At 32.1% G+C, this 18,331-nt stretch carries 15 protein-coding genes and 1 pseudogene; 7 read left to right on the top strand and 9 right to left on the bottom strand.

What is annotated here, in order from left to right; translation table 11 throughout:
* Nucleotides 1–145: 145 nt before the first annotated feature.
* Together AAC024_RS03940 and AAC024_RS03935 are read right to left on the bottom strand one after the other, a co-directional pair.
* Complete coding sequence (locus tag AAC024_RS03940; RefSeq protein WP_339893896.1) at nucleotides 146–766, bottom strand: hypothetical protein; 621 nt, start codon at nucleotides 764–766, stop codon at nucleotides 146–148.
* A 59-nt stretch (nucleotides 767–825) separates the two neighbouring features.
* Nucleotides 826–1,929, bottom strand: a pseudogene (locus AAC024_RS03935) (bestrophin family ion channel).
* Nucleotides 1,930–2,273: 344 nt separating this feature from the next.
* Between AAC024_RS03935 and AAC024_RS03930 the strand changes: the two are divergent.
* Entirely contained in the window at nucleotides 2,274–4,034 is a 1,761-nt protein-coding gene (locus tag AAC024_RS03930; RefSeq protein ID WP_339893895.1) for an aromatic amino acid hydroxylase, read from the top strand.
* A gap of 2 nt (nucleotides 4,035–4,036) precedes the next feature.
* Here AAC024_RS03930 and AAC024_RS03925 read toward each other — a convergent pair whose 3' ends face one another.
* Nucleotides 4,037–4,786, bottom strand: coding sequence for an enoyl-CoA hydratase/isomerase family protein (locus AAC024_RS03925; protein ID WP_339893893.1), 750 nt, complete (start codon nucleotides 4,784–4,786; stop codon nucleotides 4,037–4,039).
* Between the two features lie 114 nt (nucleotides 4,787–4,900).
* Here AAC024_RS03925 and AAC024_RS03920 point away from each other — a divergent pair, with 114 nt between their 5' ends.
* Nucleotides 4,901–5,206, top strand: coding sequence for a rhodanese-like domain-containing protein (locus AAC024_RS03920; RefSeq protein ID WP_339893892.1), 306 nt, complete (start codon nucleotides 4,901–4,903; stop codon nucleotides 5,204–5,206).
* On the opposite strand, the gene AAC024_RS03915 is transcribed toward AAC024_RS03920, so the two are convergent.
* The 4 genes from AAC024_RS03915 to alaS all read right to left on the bottom strand — a co-directional run bounded on the left by AAC024_RS03915 (nucleotide 5,201) and on the right by alaS (nucleotide 10,237).
* Nucleotides 5,201–5,815 carry a DUF4230 domain-containing protein gene (locus tag AAC024_RS03915; protein WP_339893890.1) on the bottom strand — a complete coding sequence of 205 codons (615 nt, stop codon included), beginning with the start codon at nucleotides 5,813–5,815 and terminating at the stop codon, nucleotides 5,201–5,203. The genes AAC024_RS03920 and AAC024_RS03915 overlap by 6 nt on opposite strands.
* Before the next feature lie 327 nt (nucleotides 5,816–6,142).
* Nucleotides 6,143–7,087 (bottom strand): GSCFA domain-containing protein, encoded by a 945-nt coding sequence (locus AAC024_RS03910; RefSeq protein ID WP_339893888.1) that lies wholly within the window; start codon nucleotides 7,085–7,087, stop codon nucleotides 6,143–6,145.
* Nucleotides 7,088–7,145: 58 nt separating this feature from the next.
* Nucleotides 7,146–7,547: a GxxExxY protein gene (locus AAC024_RS03905; RefSeq protein WP_339893886.1), complete on the bottom strand. Its 402-nt coding sequence runs from the start codon at nucleotides 7,545–7,547 to the stop codon at nucleotides 7,146–7,148.
* Between the two features lie 74 nt (nucleotides 7,548–7,621).
* Nucleotides 7,622–10,237, bottom strand: coding sequence for an alanine--tRNA ligase (gene alaS, locus AAC024_RS03900; protein WP_339893885.1), 2,616 nt, complete (start codon nucleotides 10,235–10,237; stop codon nucleotides 7,622–7,624).
* Nucleotides 10,238–10,458: 221 nt separating this feature from the next.
* Between alaS and AAC024_RS03895 the strand changes: the two genes are divergently transcribed.
* The 5 genes from AAC024_RS03895 (at nucleotide 10,459) to AAC024_RS03875 (ending at nucleotide 13,720) form a co-directional block, all read left to right on the top strand.
* Nucleotides 10,459–11,430: a M23 family metallopeptidase gene (locus AAC024_RS03895; protein WP_339893884.1), complete on the top strand. Its 972-nt coding sequence runs from the start codon at nucleotides 10,459–10,461 to the stop codon at nucleotides 11,428–11,430.
* The gene (locus tag AAC024_RS03890) at nucleotides 11,430–11,759 is read left to right on the top strand and encodes a MerR family transcriptional regulator (protein WP_339893883.1); all 330 of its coding nucleotides are present in this window, start codon (nucleotides 11,430–11,432) and stop codon (nucleotides 11,757–11,759) included. The genes AAC024_RS03895 and AAC024_RS03890 overlap by 1 nt, the downstream gene beginning before the upstream one ends.
* An 80-nt stretch (nucleotides 11,760–11,839) precedes the next feature.
* Entirely contained in the window at nucleotides 11,840–12,427 is a 588-nt protein-coding gene (locus AAC024_RS03885) for a LemA family protein (protein WP_339893881.1), read from the top strand.
* A 1-nt stretch (nucleotide 12,428) separates the two neighbouring features.
* On the top strand, nucleotides 12,429–12,869 hold the full coding sequence (locus tag AAC024_RS03880) for a TPM domain-containing protein (protein WP_339893880.1): 441 nt from the start codon (nucleotides 12,429–12,431) through the stop codon (nucleotides 12,867–12,869).
* A gap of 8 nt (nucleotides 12,870–12,877) precedes the next feature.
* Nucleotides 12,878–13,720, top strand: a complete 843-nt coding sequence (locus AAC024_RS03875) for a TPM domain-containing protein (protein ID WP_339893878.1) — start codon at nucleotides 12,878–12,880, stop codon at nucleotides 13,718–13,720.
* 416 nt (nucleotides 13,721–14,136) lie between these two features.
* Here the strand turns inward: AAC024_RS03875 and AAC024_RS03870 are convergent, their stop codons facing one another.
* Nucleotides 14,137–15,141, bottom strand: a complete 1,005-nt coding sequence (locus AAC024_RS03870; protein WP_339893877.1) for a sugar kinase — start codon at nucleotides 15,139–15,141, stop codon at nucleotides 14,137–14,139.
* A 288-nt stretch (nucleotides 15,142–15,429) separates the two neighbouring features.
* The gene (locus tag AAC024_RS03865; protein WP_339893876.1) at nucleotides 15,430–18,213 is read right to left on the bottom strand and encodes an outer membrane beta-barrel protein; all 2,784 of its coding nucleotides are present in this window, start codon (nucleotides 18,211–18,213) and stop codon (nucleotides 15,430–15,432) included.
* Between the last annotated feature and the right edge of the window lie 118 nt (nucleotides 18,214–18,331).

Genomic DNA, 18,331 nt, shown 5'->3' with positions numbered 1-18,331 from the left:
CTGAAAAGTCAATTTTGGAATAAATTGTCACATTGAGCGCAGTCGAAATGCATTGAAAATCAAGATTATAACGTTTTCGACTGCGCTCAAACTGACAACTCGAAAAACTTTTCAGACAGCCTCTTTTATTCTGAATAGAAAAGATTTATTCTACTTTCAATTTTAATGATTCATAGGAATTTGACATAATTCCAATTAAACCAAATTTTACTTCTACTTTTTTAATGGTCTGTCCATAAATATTGAATTTTGATAATTCATTTTTAAAATTTTTATTTGCAGAACCAGCCGCAATCATGTTACCGCCTGCAAGACCAGGTCCTAAAATTAAACCTACTGGTGTTGAACTTGTTGTTTCTTCAACACCTCTAGAATTAGTTTTATAGGTATAAAAATTAACAGGAGTCAATAGTAAATACCATAAATATGATGTTGGACTTTGTTTTAGATTAGTGAATGCTCTATCATTTTCTAAAACATTAACCGCATTTCCATTTTCGAAAATTAGATTAATATCCCTACCTAAAATTAAATCTCTATCTGTATTATTTGCAATTTTAACCGCAACAAGCTTAACCCCTTTCTTATCTTCTTTTTTAGCATATTTCTTGGATAACAGATTATATTTATATTCTAATACAACATCGTTCGCTTCACTTTTAGAAATATAATTAATAGATTTTGGTGCTATAGTCTTATATCCAGATGCACAACTCAATAATGATATAGTAATAATAGACAAGATAGCTTTAGTAATAACTTTCATTTGTTTAATTTAAAATTTCAGCGAATGTAAAACATGTTATTTAATTACTAGTGCTTTTCTTACATCACAATATCATTTTCCCAAACATAAGGTTTAGGAATATCCGTGTCATCAATTAATTCTCTAATATCAATTTCAATGCCTCGGCTCATATCTGTTATTGGTACATCGTTCGGACCTCCTTCAAAAGGGTTTTCGGTGTTCTCCCCAATTTTTTCCATAGTATGAAACACCCAAGATAACAAAGCACTAAATGGAATTGAGAACCAAACAAAATGTTGCCCGATAAATTCTTGAATTCGGTGCATTATATCTGTTTGCACTACATGCGTAGCTAAATGTTCTAATACACGATTACCAATCACTTCAAATTCCTCCATAACTCCGTAAGGTAATAACAGAATAAAACTCCAAACAAAAAGATAGTTTAAAGTCGCATATTGTCTTGGATATGGAAAGTTCTTAATACGCTCAGATTTTCCTTGTAATGTGTAAAACTCGGCTAAAATATTAACCATTACCATATGCCTAAAGTCTTCAATCAATCCTTGATCCATCAGTTCTTTTAAATGTCTTGATTGCACACCTAGAATTTGAGAGGCTTTATTTCCTTTCGCAAAAACTTCATTATACTCCTTTTCAGATAAATAAGGTTTAATAGCTTCTTTAATGGGTGTTTCATCTTAATAAACTAAGTAATAGGCTTCTCTAAATTCTGCATTAGACTTAGTATCTTTTAAATGCATTTCCCAAGGCTTATCGGTACGCATTTGATAACGCAATGCGGTTAACCAGGCGACGTGTCTATGCACTAATTCTCGTTTTATCGATTGTAGTTTCTCGTCTGTCACATCCTCTTTAGTATGTGTATTACCAATAAAATCCTTAACCATAATAGTCCAAGAACGTGATGCATTTACAATGCCACCCCAAATTTTACGCGCTTCCCAGAGCCTATCATAAGATGCATTATTTTTAAAACTAACCAAAAAGGCAACAGCTGTACCTAAAACCCCCAAAGGCAACCAAGGAATATGTAACCATTTCCAATCTAATATGTCAAATAATATTACTGGAATTGTAGCAAGTATTAAAAACAAAAAAATATGCCGTCTAGTCCATTTAATAACACCTTTAATAGGAAATATACGTCTTGTGTACATATGTCTTTTTTAAGAATTTAGTTTTAGAGTCTGTTTAAGATTTCGTAAATTATTTTTTTATGCCTCTTTTTGTGCATTACCTGCCTGCCGGCAGGCAGGTTTTGTTAAAATTTTGAATCGTAACTAGGCTATGTTTAAAAATTTTGCCTCATACTGCATCAAAAATAGCCTATAAAAATTCTAATCACAAATTCTTAAACAGACTCTATAAATATATAGAAATCTTTAATTGTTGTTCAACAATATTGGTATTGAGCAGGTAACTATTGAAAGAAAAGTTAAATATTTACTATTTTAATGAATTATTCGTATTTTTAAGCAAGTTATATATACAAAATTTACCGATGTCGCATTCATTTGAATCAAACGAAATACTTCAAAAGCTACCAAAGCATTTAAAGCAGTTTATAAAACCTCAAAATTATAAAGATTATTCGGCTATAGACCAAGCTGTTTGGCGTTACGTGATGCGCAAAAATGTAGATTTCTTAAGCACTGTTGCTCACAACTCATATTTAGAAGGCTTACAACAAACAGGCATCTCTATTGATAGCATTCCCAACATGTATGGCATGAACCGTATTTTGAAAGATATTGGTTGGGCAGCTGTTGCCGTAGATGGGTTTATTCCTCCAAATGCTTTTATGGAATTTCAAGCTTATAACATTTTGGTTATTGCAAGTGACATTAGACAACTAGAACATATTGAATATACACCCGCTCCAGATATTATTCATGAAGGCGCTGGACATGCTCCAATTATTGCTAATCCTGAATACGCTGAATATTTAAGACGTTTTGGAGAAATTGGTTGTAAGGCCATTTCTTCAGCTAAAGATTATGAGCTATATGAAGCAGTCAGATATTTATCCATTATAAAAGAAGCTCCTAACTCCTTGAAAGAAGATATTGCTTCCGCAGAAAAGAAAGTAGAAGATTTACAACATAATATGGGCACTCCTAGTGAAATGGCACTCATAAGAAATTTACATTGGTGGACTGTTGAATATGGCTTGATTGGAACTGTTGAAAATCCGAAAATATATGGTGCTGGTTTACTATCATCAATTGGCGAAAGTGCTTGGTGTATGACTAAAGACGTTGAAAAACGTCCTTACGACATTAATGCAACTTACAAAAATTTTGACATCACCAAACCGCAACCTCAACTTTATGTAACCCCAGATTTCGCACATTTAAGTTTAATATTAGAAGAATTTGCAAACACCATGGCATTGCGTAAAGGTGGGCTATCTGGAGTTAATAAGCTAATTGAATCAAACGCATTAGGCACCATTGAGTTGAGTACAGGATTGCAAATTTCTGGAGTTTTTAACACTATTATTGAAAATGAAGGACAACCCATTTACATACAAACTACAGGAAAAACGGCTCTCGCTTATCGCGAAAAAGAACTCGTAGGTCATGGTGTAGATACTCATATAGATGGTTTTGGTTCTCCCATTGGAAAATTAAAAGGCATAAATCTTGCCATTGAAGATATGAGTCCGCGTGATTTATCTGCTTATAATATTTATGAAGAACGGATTGTAAACTTAGAATTTGAAGGCGGCATTAAAGTTTCTGGAGAAATCATAACAGGAAAACGAAATCTTCAAGGAAAAATAATTCTTATTAGTTTTAAAAACTGTACGGTTACACACCAAGAAACTATATTATTCAAATCTGAATGGGGCATTTATGACATGGCTGTGGGTAAAGATATTGTTTCAGCTTTTTCAGGACCAGCTGATTTAAATAGTTTTGATTTAATTACGCACAAAACGTCATCTAACACCATTCATGCAAAAAAATCAAAAAATCGATTAGCACTTGAAGCATTATACCAGCAGGTTAGAGATTATAGAGAAGGCATCAACAAAACTATTTCTAGAACAAAAGTTTTAGAACAACTTATAGAAAAGCATCCTAATGACTGGTTATTACCTGTGGAACTTTATGAATTAGCTCACTTAGGAAATGAAACCGAGCTAAGAAAAAAAATATTGAAACATTTAGAAATTATTAAACAGAATAACCCAGATTTAGGGCATTTAATTGATGATGGATTGGAGATTGTTCAGAATAAATCAATTGTAAAATAATTTTATCTAAAACGTTTCAATACCATTTTTGTAAACTTACTCAAAACTAGTTTTCCACTAATTTCAGCACGTTCACTCAACAAAGCATCCCAGTTTTCTGTTCCTTTCCAAAACACTTTTTTCATTTCTATTAAAGCTTCAGGATTATAACCAGCTAATTTTTCAGCTAAGGTTTTAACTGCTTCATCTAAATCTTCAAGAGTTTCGAACACTTCAGCATATAACCCTTTATTTTTTGCAAATTCCGTAGAAAAAAAAGTTTCAGCATCAATGGTCATTTGCGACATGGCTGTTACCCCTATCTTTCTTGAAACAACAGGCTCTATTACAAAAGGTCCAATACCAATACTTAATTCACTTAGTCGGATAGATGCATGTTTTGTTGCCAAGCAATAGTCTGTAGCAGCAGCTAAACCCACACCTCCTCCAACTGTTTTTCCTTGAACACGACCTATAATCAATTTTGGGCATTTACGCATGGCATTAATAACATTAGCAAAACCCTTGAAAAATCGTTTACCAGATATTTCATTTTCAATGGCAATTAATTCATTAAAACTTGCACCAGCACAAAAGGTCCTGTTTCCACCACTTTTTAAGACAATAACTTTTACATCGTCATTTTCACCAGCATCAATAATAGCTTGCTCTAATAGTGATAAAATAGTACTAGGCATGGAGTTTCTATTAGGATGAAAAAACTCGATAAAACCAACTTCATTTTCAATAGTAAGCGTAACATAAGCTTCCATAAATATTCAAAATTTTAAAGTTTGAATATACATAAAATTTTAATGAATTGTAATGCAACTTATGTTACGCTTACTTTAAAAAAAATTAAAGTATTTTGCAGTAAAAAATAAACTATGGGCTTATTAAATTTTCTATTTGGTAATAAAAATAACATGATTAAAGATTTTCAAACAAGAGGTGCTATTATTATAGATGTTCGAACTACTAAAGAATTCAACCAAGGTGCTATCGCTGGTTCGAAAAATATTCCTTTACAAACTATCAAATCCAAAATTGGCGATATTAAAAAATTCAATAAGCCTGTAATTACATGTTGTGCCAGCGGTATACGTTCTGGAAGTGCTGCTTCAATTTTAAAAAACAACGGTATTGAAGCGATAAATGGTGGTGGCTGGATGAGCCTTAAAAACAAATTATAGTTTTAAATATTCCCATTCTTCATTTTTAGTAATTGGCTTATTGTTGTATTGCAAAGTCCAACCGAGTGAATTCGTTAAAATATAAAATTTTGAAAGCTCGCTGATTAATCTGTTTTTAGCATTTGTTTTTATATCCGAAGCTTCTATTTTTTTATTCAAGGATTTCTTTACAATATTTTTAATATCGTTATAGTCTTTAGCTTCAAAAGGATTTAAAAAATCAGCTTGAATATCATAATACTCAAAATCTGGACTTATTTTTATTTCTTCTTTAGGAATACTTAAAATGGTTAAGGTTTTAGTTTCTTCATCTACTTCAAATTCAATTTTACTTAAATCATAGGCAATTGTAACATCAGCATTAACCACAACAAGTGCTTTTTTTTCAGAAGTAAAATAATCGCCAAAAATATCTTTTGAATTTTTATAATTGAAAACCTCGCTAAAATGACCCTCGGTTACAATTAATTTTCCAACGTTTTTAATTTGCTCTTTAATGAGTGTTGAACTTTCTTGAAGTACTATTTTATCTTCTTGCTTATCGCCGCAATATTTGAAAGTAAACAAAACAATTAAGGTGATGATGACACCGAATAGAATTTTTCGCATGTACTAATTTAAACAAAAAAACATGAGTTTCCTTCAAGACAGGAAGTCTAACCAATGTATTTATGAAAATTAAACTAAAGGTTAAAAACAAAAAACATCAATTGAGAATCATTTTACTGATTTTTGCAATTGATGTTTTTAAAAACGAACTGATTAATAGCGTTATCAATTTACAATTAATACTATTACATTGGTTATTTTTTCGACAAAGAGTTATTAAAAAAGATAAAACGTGTTAGAAATTAATTAAATCTAGTTCTAAAGACCTAAGCTATTAATGAGCGTAAAAATACTAGGACGGATTTAAAAAATAAATTAATTAGTACATTAGAATTCGATATGTAGAAATTGAGATTTAAGTGTGTTTATTTTAGCTTCTAAATTTTGAAGAAACTGTTGATGGACTTGAGATTTAGGATTAAAAGACTTGTGTTGTAAGCCCTTTTGAACAACATCTACGTCTTTCATTGTTTTTAAAGACTCGTCAGAAACCCAGACCGTTTTAAACTTATCCCAAATGTAATTTATTGCTACCTGATTGGGGTGAATCATGTCTTCGTTGTAAAAACGATAGTCACGGAGTTCATCCATCATGATTTCAAAAGAAGGAAAATAAAATGACTTATTATTTATAACTTGATGGATTGCTGTTATTAAATGCGCTTTGCTTTGTGTGTTTTCAACAAAGCCATCTTTTGTATGACGAATTGGTGAAACCGTAAAAACCACAGAAGCATCATTATTAATACTTTTAATTAAACTCAATATGTTTTTTAATGAGTTTGTGATTTCTTGAACCGACAACAATTCTTTACTAAACTGCTTTTGTGGAACTTTATGGCAGTTAGCAACAATACTATCCGTTTTTATATCGCGATATACCCAGGCAGTTCCTAATGTTATAATTATATGAGTTGAATTTTGAATTGCTTCTGAAGTTAACTTTATTTCAGAATTCAAATAAAAAATCAAATCCTCTTTAGAAGTATTACTTAGTTTTGAATGTGCATCAAAGCAGTGCCATTGCCCATTATTAAGAAAAACATCTTCTTCAGAATATGCCTTATTTTTAATCGCATTTGATATTAGTGTTTCAATGGCTTTGGGATGAAATAGGATTCCAAAAGGATTTTGAAGATTTTGAAACTTAAAATAATCTAACTTTTTTCCTATATTTTCTGAAAAGCACGAACCAAATAATAGTACATTATAATTGTAGTCTATTTGATTTTTAGACTGTTTTACTAATGGTATTTTGGTTTGAAGTTTCATTTTGAAAGATATTTTTTCGCGCAAAGGCGCTAAGACGCAAAGTTTAGAATATGAAATCCTATTCTAATCCATTTACCAATCTTGTAATTCCAGTTTTTATTAAAGGACTATTGAAATTTACTAATAATCCCAATTTCAATCCAGATAGTTTTAAATATGTAGTAAGCTGTTTTTTATAAACAGGGTGTATTTCTAAAACTGACTTTATCTCAATAATTACTTTGTTCTCAACTATTAAATCAGTTCTGAACCCTAAATCCAAAGTTTTATCCTTCCAAATAACAGGCAATTGTTTTTGCCGTTCTACTTTTAATCCTTTTTCCTTTAATTCAGAAAATAAAATCTCTTCATAAACTGACTCTAATAAACCAGGGCCTAATCCAACATGGATTTGATAACAACAATCAACAATTATTGTAGCCAAATAATTCTCAAAATGTTCTTCCTTCTTATCATCCATATATCTTTGCGTCCTTTTTCTGCATTACAACTTTGCGCCTCTGCGCCTTTGCGCGACCAATTTATTTTGCGCAACTAAACCAAGTATTTTTTAGCATTCTTTAAAGCCTCATCAATCCCAACAGGGTTCTTACCTCCTGCAGTAGCAAAAAACGGTTGTCCACCACCACCACCTTGGATGTATTTACCAAGTTCTCTAACCACTTGTCCAGCATTTAAACCTTTACTAGCAACTAACTCTTTTGAAATATAACAGGATAATAATGCTTTTCCGTTTTGCTCAGTAGCAAACAATAAAAACAGATTATCAAACTGACTTCCTAATTCAAAAGCCACATCTTTTAAGCCACCAGCATCTAAATCTAATTTCTTAGCTAAAAATTGGATGCCATTAATATCTTCTAGTTCACTTTTAAGTTCACCTTTAATAGTCGCAGCTTTTTCTTTTAGAAGCGTTTCAATTTGTTTTTTAAGTCCGGTATTTTCTTCTTGTAAATTTTGAAGTGCTTTTACAGGTTCTTTAGCGTTATTTAGTAAATCTCTCATTTCAAAATAAGCTCTGTTATTTTCAAAATAAAAATCCTTTACCGCGTCGTTAGTTATGGCTTCAATTCTTCTAATTCCCGCAGCAACTGCCCCTTCTGAAACAATTTTAAAATGCCAAATATCAGCAGTATTCTTTACATGCGTACCACCACAAAGCTCAATAGACTTCCCAAAACGAATCGCACGAACCGTATCGCCATACTTTTCACCAAACAAACTCATGGCACCTTCGGCAATAGCTTCTTCTTTTGGAATATTTCGTTTTTCTTCTAATGGTAATTTGCCTTCAATTCTTCGGTTAACAAAATTTTCAACATCTCGTAATTGTTCAACTGATAATTTTGAGAAATGAGAAAAATCAAAACGTAAGTTCTTAGAATGCACCGCAGATCCTTTTTGCTCCACATGCGTTCCTAAAATGGCTCTTAATGCTTGATGCAGTAAATGTGTTGCGGTATGATTACATTCGGTTCTATGGCGTTGTTTTACATCAACAGACGCTTTAAAAGCTTCATCAATATGCTTTGGTAAATTTTTAGCAAAATGGATAATAACGTTGTTTTCCTTTTTAGTATCCAGAATATAAACCACATCACCATGTGTATCTTCCAAATAACCTTTATCGCCTACTTGCCCGCCGCCTTCAGGGTAAAATGGTGTCAAATTAAACACCAATTGATACATATTTCCATCTTTCTTGGAAATTACTTTCCTATATCTAGTCAGTTTAACATGAGCTTCTAACGTATCGTAACCTACAAATTCTTCTTCGGCATCATCAACAAGAATAGTCCAATCATCAGTAGACATTTCACTTGCTGCTCGAGAACGATTTTTTTGTTTCTGTAATTCTTCATTAAAGCCTTCTTCATCAAGTTTCAATCCTTTTTCAGAAAGAATTAAAGCTGTTAAATCTATTGGAAAACCATAAGTATCATACAATTCGAATGCTTTTTCACCAGAAACCGTATCGCCTTTTGTTTCTTCAACAATTCGATTTAACAACACTAAACCTTGGTCTAATGTTCTTAAAAATGATTGCTCTTCTTCTTTTATAACATTTTCAATAAGTTGTTTTTGTGCTTTCAACTCTGGGAATGCTTCACCCATACGATTACTCAATACACCCACCAACCTATATATAAACGGTTCTTTTTTATCAAGAAATGTAAAGCCGTAACGCACCGCACGACGCAAAATTCTTCTAATAACGTAACCAGCACCTGTATTACTAGGTAATTGTCCATCAGCTATTGAAAATGCCACGGCACGAACGTGATCTGAAATGACGCGAATAGCAACATCTGTCTTTTCATTTTTTCCATAACTTTTATTGGTAATGGTTTCAATTTCACGAATAATAGGTGTGAAAACATCGGTATCATAATTAGATTGAACACCTTGCAACACCATACACAAACGCTCAAAGCCCATACCCGTATCAATATGTTTATTCGGCAAGGTTTCAAGTGAACCATTTGCTCTTCGGTTGTATTGCATGAATACTAAATTCCAAATTTCTACAACTTGTGGATGGTCTTCGTTAACCAAATCTTTACCAGAAACTTTAGCTTTTTCTTCAGCAGAGCGAATATCTACATGTATTTCACTACAAGGTCCACAAGGTCCTTGATCGCCCATTTCCCAGAAATTATCCTTTTTATTACCTTTTAAAATACGGTCTTCAGAGATGTATTGTTTCCAAATATCATAAGCTTCGGTATCCATTTCTAAATTATCAGCATCATCACTTCCCTCAAAAACAGTAACGTAAAAAATGTCTTTATCAATACCATAAACCTCAGTTAGTAACTCCCATGCCCAAGCAATGGCTTCCTCTTTAAAGTAATCACCAAAACTCCAATTCCCTAACATTTCAAATAAGGTATGGTGATATGTATCATATCCTACCTCCTCTAAATCATTATGCTTCCCAGAAACCCGCAAACATTTTTGCGAGTCTGCAATACGATTATTTTTAGGTTGTGCATTGCCTAAAAAATACTCCTTAAAAGGCGCCATACCTGAATTTACAAACATTAAGGTTGGGTCATCTTTTATAACCATGGGTGCAGATTGCACAATGCTATGCTTCTTTTCTTCAAAGAAACTTAAAAACTTTGATCGTATTTCCTGTGAGTTCATCTTTCGTTATTATGCATCTTGTTTCTGTTAAATTATTTTTAATAAGAAACAATTTTTATATTTACTCTCCAAAAATATTTAAAATTAAAGAGATCATGAACCTACAATTAAATTATCAGCTAATTATTATGATAATAATTTCGTAGGTTTGTTCGTTTACGTACTTGAAACAACACTTTTAGTTGTTCTAATTTAGTTGCAAAAATAGTATAATTTAAGAAATGAGTAAGGTAAAATATTACTACGATAAAGAATCGCTTTCTTACCGCAAAATAATACGCAAAAAGCGGACTACATTTAAGTATGCAGGTATATTTATTTTAGCAGCTGCTTTTTTCGCATTTATATTTGTTTTTATAGCTAGCCAGTATGTTGAATCTCCTAAAGAACGTGCTTTTAAAAGAGAACTTCAGAATGCCCAATTACAGTTTGAATTGCTCAATAAAAAAATGGAACACGCTGAAGCCGTTTTAGCCAATGTTGCAGATAGAGATAATAATATTTACCGCGTTTATTTTGAAGCTAATCCTATTCCTGATGAGCAACGTAGAGCTGGATTTGGCGGAATCAACAGATACAAAAGTTTCGAAGGTTTTGATAATTCTAAATTGATTATTGAAAGCAATAAGCGTTTAGACATTTTACAAAAACAAATTGTAGTGCAATCAAAATCTCTTGATGAAATTAAAATACTTGCCGAAGAAAAAGAAATGCTTTTAGCTGCAATTCCAGCTATACAACCTGTTAGTAATGAAGACTTAACCCGTATGGCTTCTGGTTACGGTATGCGATCTGACCCATTTACTAAGGTTAGAAAAATGCATTGGGGTATGGATTTCACGGCACCAAGAGGCACTCCAGTTTATGCAACTGGTGATGGCGTAGTAGAACGTGCGGACAGTAATTCATCTGGCTACGGTAAACATATAAGAATTAAGCATGGTTATGGTTACACAAGTTTGTATGCACATTTATACAAATACAATGTTCGAAAAAACCAAAAAGTAAAACGAGGGGATTTAATAGGATTTGTTGGAAGCACTGGACGCTCTGAAGCACCTCATTTACATTACGAAATATTTAAAGACGGAGACCGCATTAACCCAATAAATTTCTACTACGGAAGTTTAACTGCGGAAGAATTTAACAAGTTATTGGAGCATGCTTCTTTAGAAAATCAATCCCTCGATTAATGCATATAGAATTACCTGAAAAAAGATATTATGGTATTGGCGAAGTTGCCAAAGCATTTGGAGTGAATACCTCTCTGATTCGTTTCTGGGAGAAAGAATTTGATGTACTCAAACCTAAAAAAAACGCAAAAGGTAACCGTAAGTTTACACCAGAAGATATAAAAAATCTTAAATTCATCTATCATCTAGTTAAAGAACGTGGATTTACACTTGAGGGTGCAAAAACACATTTAAAAGAAGAAAAAAAGCAAGCCCTTAATAATTTTGAAATTATTAGTAAGCTAGAAGATGTAAAAAATCAGCTCATCAAAATAAAACAACACCTTTAATATTAAGACTGATGTAACTTTTTATAAAAAGAAGTGTCTTATCAATAACAATTAACAAAATTATATTAAACTTATTTATCATGAAGAAATTTTTACCATTGATTATAATTGCCATTTTGGTATTAGGAGTCTATTCTTGGGCAAAAGGATTTAACAACACAGCTGTTGAATATGAAGCTGATGCTAAAACAGCTTGGTCTAATGTTGAAAGTGCATACCAACGTCGAGCAGATTTGATTCCAAACTTAGTTGCTACAGTAAAAGGTTACGCTGCTCACGAAAAAGAAACTTTAGAAGGTGTTATTAAAGCACGTTCAGAAGCTACAAAAACAACTATTGATGCTGGAGATTTAACACCTGAAAAAATGGCGCAATTTCAGAAGGCTCAACAAGGCTTAAGTGGTGCTTTATCTCGGTTATTAGTAACTGTAGAAAGATACCCTGATTTAAAAGCAGACAAAAGTTTTCTTGAATTGCAATCACAATTAGAAGGTACAGAAAACAGAATTAACGTCACTAGAGACCGATTTAATGAAAAGGTAAATATTTACGATATATTCACCACTAAATTTCCTGGAAAATTATTAGCTGGCCTATTTGGATTTAAAGAAATGGCTAGATTTAAAAGTGCTCCTGGTAGTGAAAACGCTCCTAAAGTAGAGTTTTAAAATGTTAGATAAGGTTGAAGATTTTCTAACTGCAGAGGAAGAACAAGACATTGTTGAAGCTATTCGGGTTGCAGAATTAAATACTTCAGGGGAAATTCGTGTACATATAGAAAAAACAAGTAAAGGCGATGCTACAAATCGTGCTTTAGAGCTTTTTCACACCTTAAAAATGGATAACACCAAACTTCAAAATGCGGTGTTAATATATGTTGCTATAGATGATAAAACCTTTGTGATTTTTGGTGACAAAGGAATTAATGATGTGATTGAAAATGATTTCTGGGACAGCACTAAAAACCTGATGCAATCACATTTCAAAAAAGGTGATTTTAAACAAGGTTTAATTGAAGGTGTTTTAAAATCTGGCGAACAACTTAAAACCTATTTTCCATATTCAGATTCTGACTCAAACGAACTAACTAACGCCATTTCTAAAGGATAAAATTCAGTATGCAGTATTCAGTATGCAGTATTCAGTCGCAGTCGCAGTATAACTTAAAAAACAAAGTTGTACTTAGCTTACTGGTTGTTATATTATCATTTAGCTTTTCTTATGCGCAATATAATATTCCTGAAAAACCAAAGGTACAAACCAGTGTTTATGATTATGCAAATTTGCTTTCCTCTACTCAAAAAAGCAGTTTAGAACAAAAGCTTATTAAGTATTCTGATACAACCTCAACTCAAATAGTGATTGCTGTTATCAATTCTACAAATGGAGAAAACATCAACTATTTAGGAGCAAAATGGGGGCAAGAATGGGGCATTGGTCAAGAAAAAGAAGATAATGGTATTTTAATACTATTAGCAAAGGATGATAGAAGAATAGCTATAAATACGGGCTACGGCGTTGAACATTTATTAACCGATGCCATGTCTAAAAGAATTATAGAACGAGATATTATCCCTTATTTTAAACAGAATGATTACCCTGGAGGATTAAGTAGAGGGGCTGATGCCATTTTTGAAGTTTTAAATGGTGAATACAAAGGCTCCCGACAATCAAATAGTAGTGAGTTTCCTATTGGGCTTATATTTATTCTTATTTTCATATTTATCATTATCCTTATTTCAATTTCCAAAAACAGACGTGGTGGCGGTGGCGGAAACAGAGGACGTAAATCTGCCGGAAGTGATTTATTAGAAGCTATTATTCTGAGTAATATGGGACGTGGCAATTACCGACGAGGCTCATCAAGCGGTTGGGGCGGAAGTTCAAGCGGTGGTGGCGGTTTTGGAGGTGGCTTTGGCGGTGGCGGCTTTGGTGGTGGCGGTGCTTCTGGTGGTTGGTAACTTTCTATTAAGCACAAAATTCTTAAGTATATGACAAAAATTAATTTTGAGAAGTAAATAAACAACCACCGTTAAAAACGGTGGCTTTGGTTTTCAGATTAGCCCCAAAGGGGCATCACACGTTTATCAACTATATCTGATTAACAAACATCTATATAATTTACTCTGTTTTTAATCATAAAACTAATAAACAATGGCAGAGCCTTTAAAACATGACCACCGTCAAAGACGGTGGTTTTTTAATGAGAAATAAACTACTTGTAATTTTCAGGATAACAAAGACCTCACTGGTTTTGAAAACCTGTGAGGTCTTTGTAACTAAAAATCCGTAATACACTATACCTTTGCAGCTTATAGTTCTATTCTAAATTTTTATCATGTACTAAAACAAAATTCTTAATTTGATTATAATATGCCTACCTATTAAAACGTCCAGATATATTTCCTTCTACAATACGGGTAACTTCATCAATTGTAGCATAATTAACATCTCCTACATAAGTGTGTTTTAGAGCACATGCTGCACTTGCAAATTCCATAGATTTAGTATCGTCAAAATGTTGCAAACCATAAATTAAACCGGCTGCAAATGCATCGCCAGTCCCAATACGATCAACAATATGCGTAATATCAAAATCTTGGGTTTCACAGAACTTAATGCCATTCCACATTCTAGCTCGAATTTTATGCCATGAGGAATTTATGGAAGTTCTTATTTTATCAAATACTTTTTCAATAGTTGGAAATTTTTCCATTAGCAATTTACTGGCTTCAATAAATTCATCGTTACTATAGCCAAAATTTGTATCTAAAACTTCATTCATTTCGTTTATACCTCCAATAAATATAGTTGAACAATGAAGTAATTCTGTTAATGCCTCTTTAGGGTCAACACCATATTTCCATAAACCACTTCTGTAAGTTGGGTCTGCCGAAACTTGCATCCCTTTTTTTCTGGCTAATTTCAGGCCTTCCTTTAAAGTATCAAAACTGCCTTGGGTTAGTGCTGGTGTGATTCCTGTCCAATGAAACCAACTACCATCTGCCAATGATTTTTCCCAATTAACCATGCTAGGTTTAATTTCAGAAAAGGCAGAATGTGATCGATTATATGAAATTGAACTTGGCCGCATAACGGCTCCAACTTCTAAAAAATAAACACCTAAAGGTCTGTTTGAACGCACAACAGCTGTGGTATCTAAATCAAATTTATTTAAATATGCTAGAGCCGTATTACCAATAAAATCGTCAGAAATACATGTAATATGCTTTACGCTATCTCCAAAATGAGCAATGGAAAGTCCCACGTTTAATTCCGTTCCTCCGAAATAAAATTCTACTGTATTAGACTGAATAAACTTTCTATTTCCCCGAGGTGATATACGCATAAGCACCTCTCCAAATGTTATAATTTGACTCATAAATTGATTGTTTTAAATCATTTAAAAATAACCAATAAATACGAAAATAAAACTATAATCTTGAAATTACTTTTTTTTACATAATCACTTATAGGCTCCAAAACATTTAATAACTCATGTTAGAACAAAACCAAATCTATGATGTTGTTTTAAAAATAATAAATACTGAATATCAATAAATTATTGTTTTTAGTAATTCGGGAAGTAGAAATTACTAATTTGTTTCATAAAAATGCTAAGGCCAAAGTTGAAGCAGATGCGTTTGGTTTTCATTGCCAAGTAAAAAAATTAATCTACATAATAATGTCCATTTCCTCCTGTTTCACCTTTTGATCCTAAACTATTAAATTTCCAACTGAAATTAAGCATAAAATACTGGCGTAAAACTGTGCTTTGTGTATCTTCGATATAGTCTTGGGTTGCTCTTCGTATTGCATTGGTATTTTGATTGAGTAAATCATATACTTTTAAACTGATAGTTCCTTTTTCATTCAATACAGAGTAGGCTATACTTGCATTCCAAAACCAAGCGCTTTTTTGGAAACCATCTGCTATATCAGCATTGTAATTGTACGTAATATCATTTCGCCATTCAAAACCTTTTGGCAAGAAAAATGCCGTATTTAAATCTAAATTATGTGATGTGAAATTTCTATCTTCAAAAGCATCAATATCGTATTTATTATTTGTAAAAGATAATCTATACCTTGGTTTAAATTCAAAAACATCTTTCAAAACATAATCTATTCCAATATTAGGGTTTAATGCTGCGCTTTTACTTGCATACTGAACATCATTATTGAAATTAATACTTCTCGAGAAATTTAACCAACTACCAACCTTTAATCTTATTGAGCTTAACGAATCTAATTTGATTCTTTTACTATAATCTATTCCTGCATATCCATTCTGGTTTCCATCAACATTATCATAAGTGGTTGTACGCGTAAGTGTTTCTGGATTAACAATTGTTTTTGAAACTACAGCGCTATTATTTGCAGTTATATTAGCATATACGTAAAACCCTGTACGCTCCTGCCAATTGTACGCATTAAAACTTAAGTAAAATCTGTTTTCGTTGGTAGGTTCTAAATTTGGGTTACCAACCACAGTATTCAAAGGGTTTGAAACATCTTCAAAAGCTTGTAGCTGCCTTAAAGAAGGCGGTCTGTTTAATAACCTGTAACTTGCATAAAATGAAGCCTTTTTACTAAATCGGTAATTAAAATTAGATTTTATTTCAACTGCATTAAAATCTCTTTCTACGTTAAATTGAGGTCTCAATCCGTCTTTATTTTTTAAAGTTCTAAATATAGAAGCCACACCAAATCTCGCTGAAAATTTTTCTTTTTTATAGCTTAATTGAATACCTGGAGCACTTTTTACATCTGTATATTCAAAGTCTGTACTTAAATCTTCATTGAACGTATTATACGTGTTTGAAACGTCGTCAAAATCATAAGTACTTTTTCTATTCTCGTCTTTATTATATTGGTATTCATACTCAAAATTAACAAAGAATTCATTAGCTTTTATTGGCAATTTATATCTAACATCTGTTGAAAAATCGTTGCTTTTGCTGTTATCATCAGTAAACTGATTTCTTACAATAGTTTCAGATGATGCTCCAAAAACCTCAGAAATAGAGTTTATAAAATCATCACTTTCATTTTTATTAATACGGTTTTCAATATTAAATCTTAAAAAGGCACCTTTAGATCCAAACTTTTTAGTGGCACTAATTTCATTTGAAAAATCATTCAGCTCACGCGCTACAAAAGAGTTTAATGATGACTGATTTGTAAGCGTTAAATTTTCGTTTAACGTTTCATCTTCACTTACATATTCTGTGGTTGATTTTGATGATGTAAACGAAGGTTTAATATTTATCATGAATGTTGTATCAATTTTTATTTCAAAATCGGTATTAACGGTATGACTTTCTGTATCGTTATTAGAATTGGAACGTGAATTTGAAAAATATCTAGAGTTAGACAAGATCGTTTCTCTTTGTGAAGATTTATCATTTTCTGAATTACTTTTTGAATAAAAATAATCTGCTGCGGCCTCCGTTTTTTTACCAATATCATCAGCATAATTTACGCCTGACAATCTTGAGGTTGTAATACCTTCTCCTCCACCAAATTGCCGTCCGTTAATATTAAAAGACCCATTACTACTCCATGAGCTGCTTCCGCCACCGCCAAACATTTTTTGGATTTCGCCAAAACTAAATCCGGGTGAATTTATATTATTTCCACCTACTAAAACACTAACACGTTGATCGTTATCAAAACGATTAAACATTCCTGCAAACTCATAGCGCTTATCTGTTCCAACACCGGCGGCAACACGACCAAAAATACCTTTATTGTTTTCTTCTTTTATAGTTAAGTTTATCGTCTTATTTTCTGTATCTCCTTCTTCCCCTGTAAAAGCTTCGCTTTTTGTTTTAGTATCTACGACTTGAATTTTTTCAATAATCTCTTTAGTTAGGTTTTTTGTAGTAATTGAAGGGTCATTACCAAAAAATGGTTTACCATTAACTAATATTTTATTTACCTCTTTTCCATTTACCTTTATTTTGCCTTCTTCATCAATTTCGACACCCGGTAATTGCTTTAATAAATCTTCAACATTTGCATCCTTTTTTGTTTTAAACGAATTCACATTAAACTCTAAAGTGTCTTTTTTAATAGTTACTGGAGGTGATGATTTAATTAAAATTTCATCTAAAGCATCCGTACTAATTTTAAGTTTAATATGCTCTAAAACAATTTTAGCTTGATTTATTGAAATTTCCTTTTTATAAGTTTGATAACCTACATAGGAAACTAAAAGATTTAAACTTTCATCTGAAATTTCATCTTTTAACTCAAAACCACCATCTTTATTTGAGATTGTATAAGTTACTAAACTGCTATCTTTTTTACGTTCCAGATAAACAGTTGCCGCTTCTAAAGGTGTTTGATTTTCTTCTGAAACAATTCTACCTGTAATTTTAAATTCTTTTGATTGACTATAAGAGAAGATGCAACCCAATAAAGTTGCTACAAAAATTAATTTGCGCATTCGTTGTTTTTTGATTGATTAATGATGCTTAAGTGTAATACTTAAACTTGAAACGAAAATAAGGTTCTTGTAGTATTAATGCTCTTAAAATAAAAATATTCTTGAAATTTTGTATTTT

It is taken from the genome of uncultured Algibacter sp. (assembly GCF_963976535.1).
In the GTDB taxonomy this organism is placed as follows: Bacteria; Bacteroidota; Bacteroidia; order Flavobacteriales; family Flavobacteriaceae; genus Algibacter_B.
The sequence above is the reverse complement of the archived record's forward strand: the minus strand, read 5'-3'. Positions and strand labels throughout refer to the sequence as shown.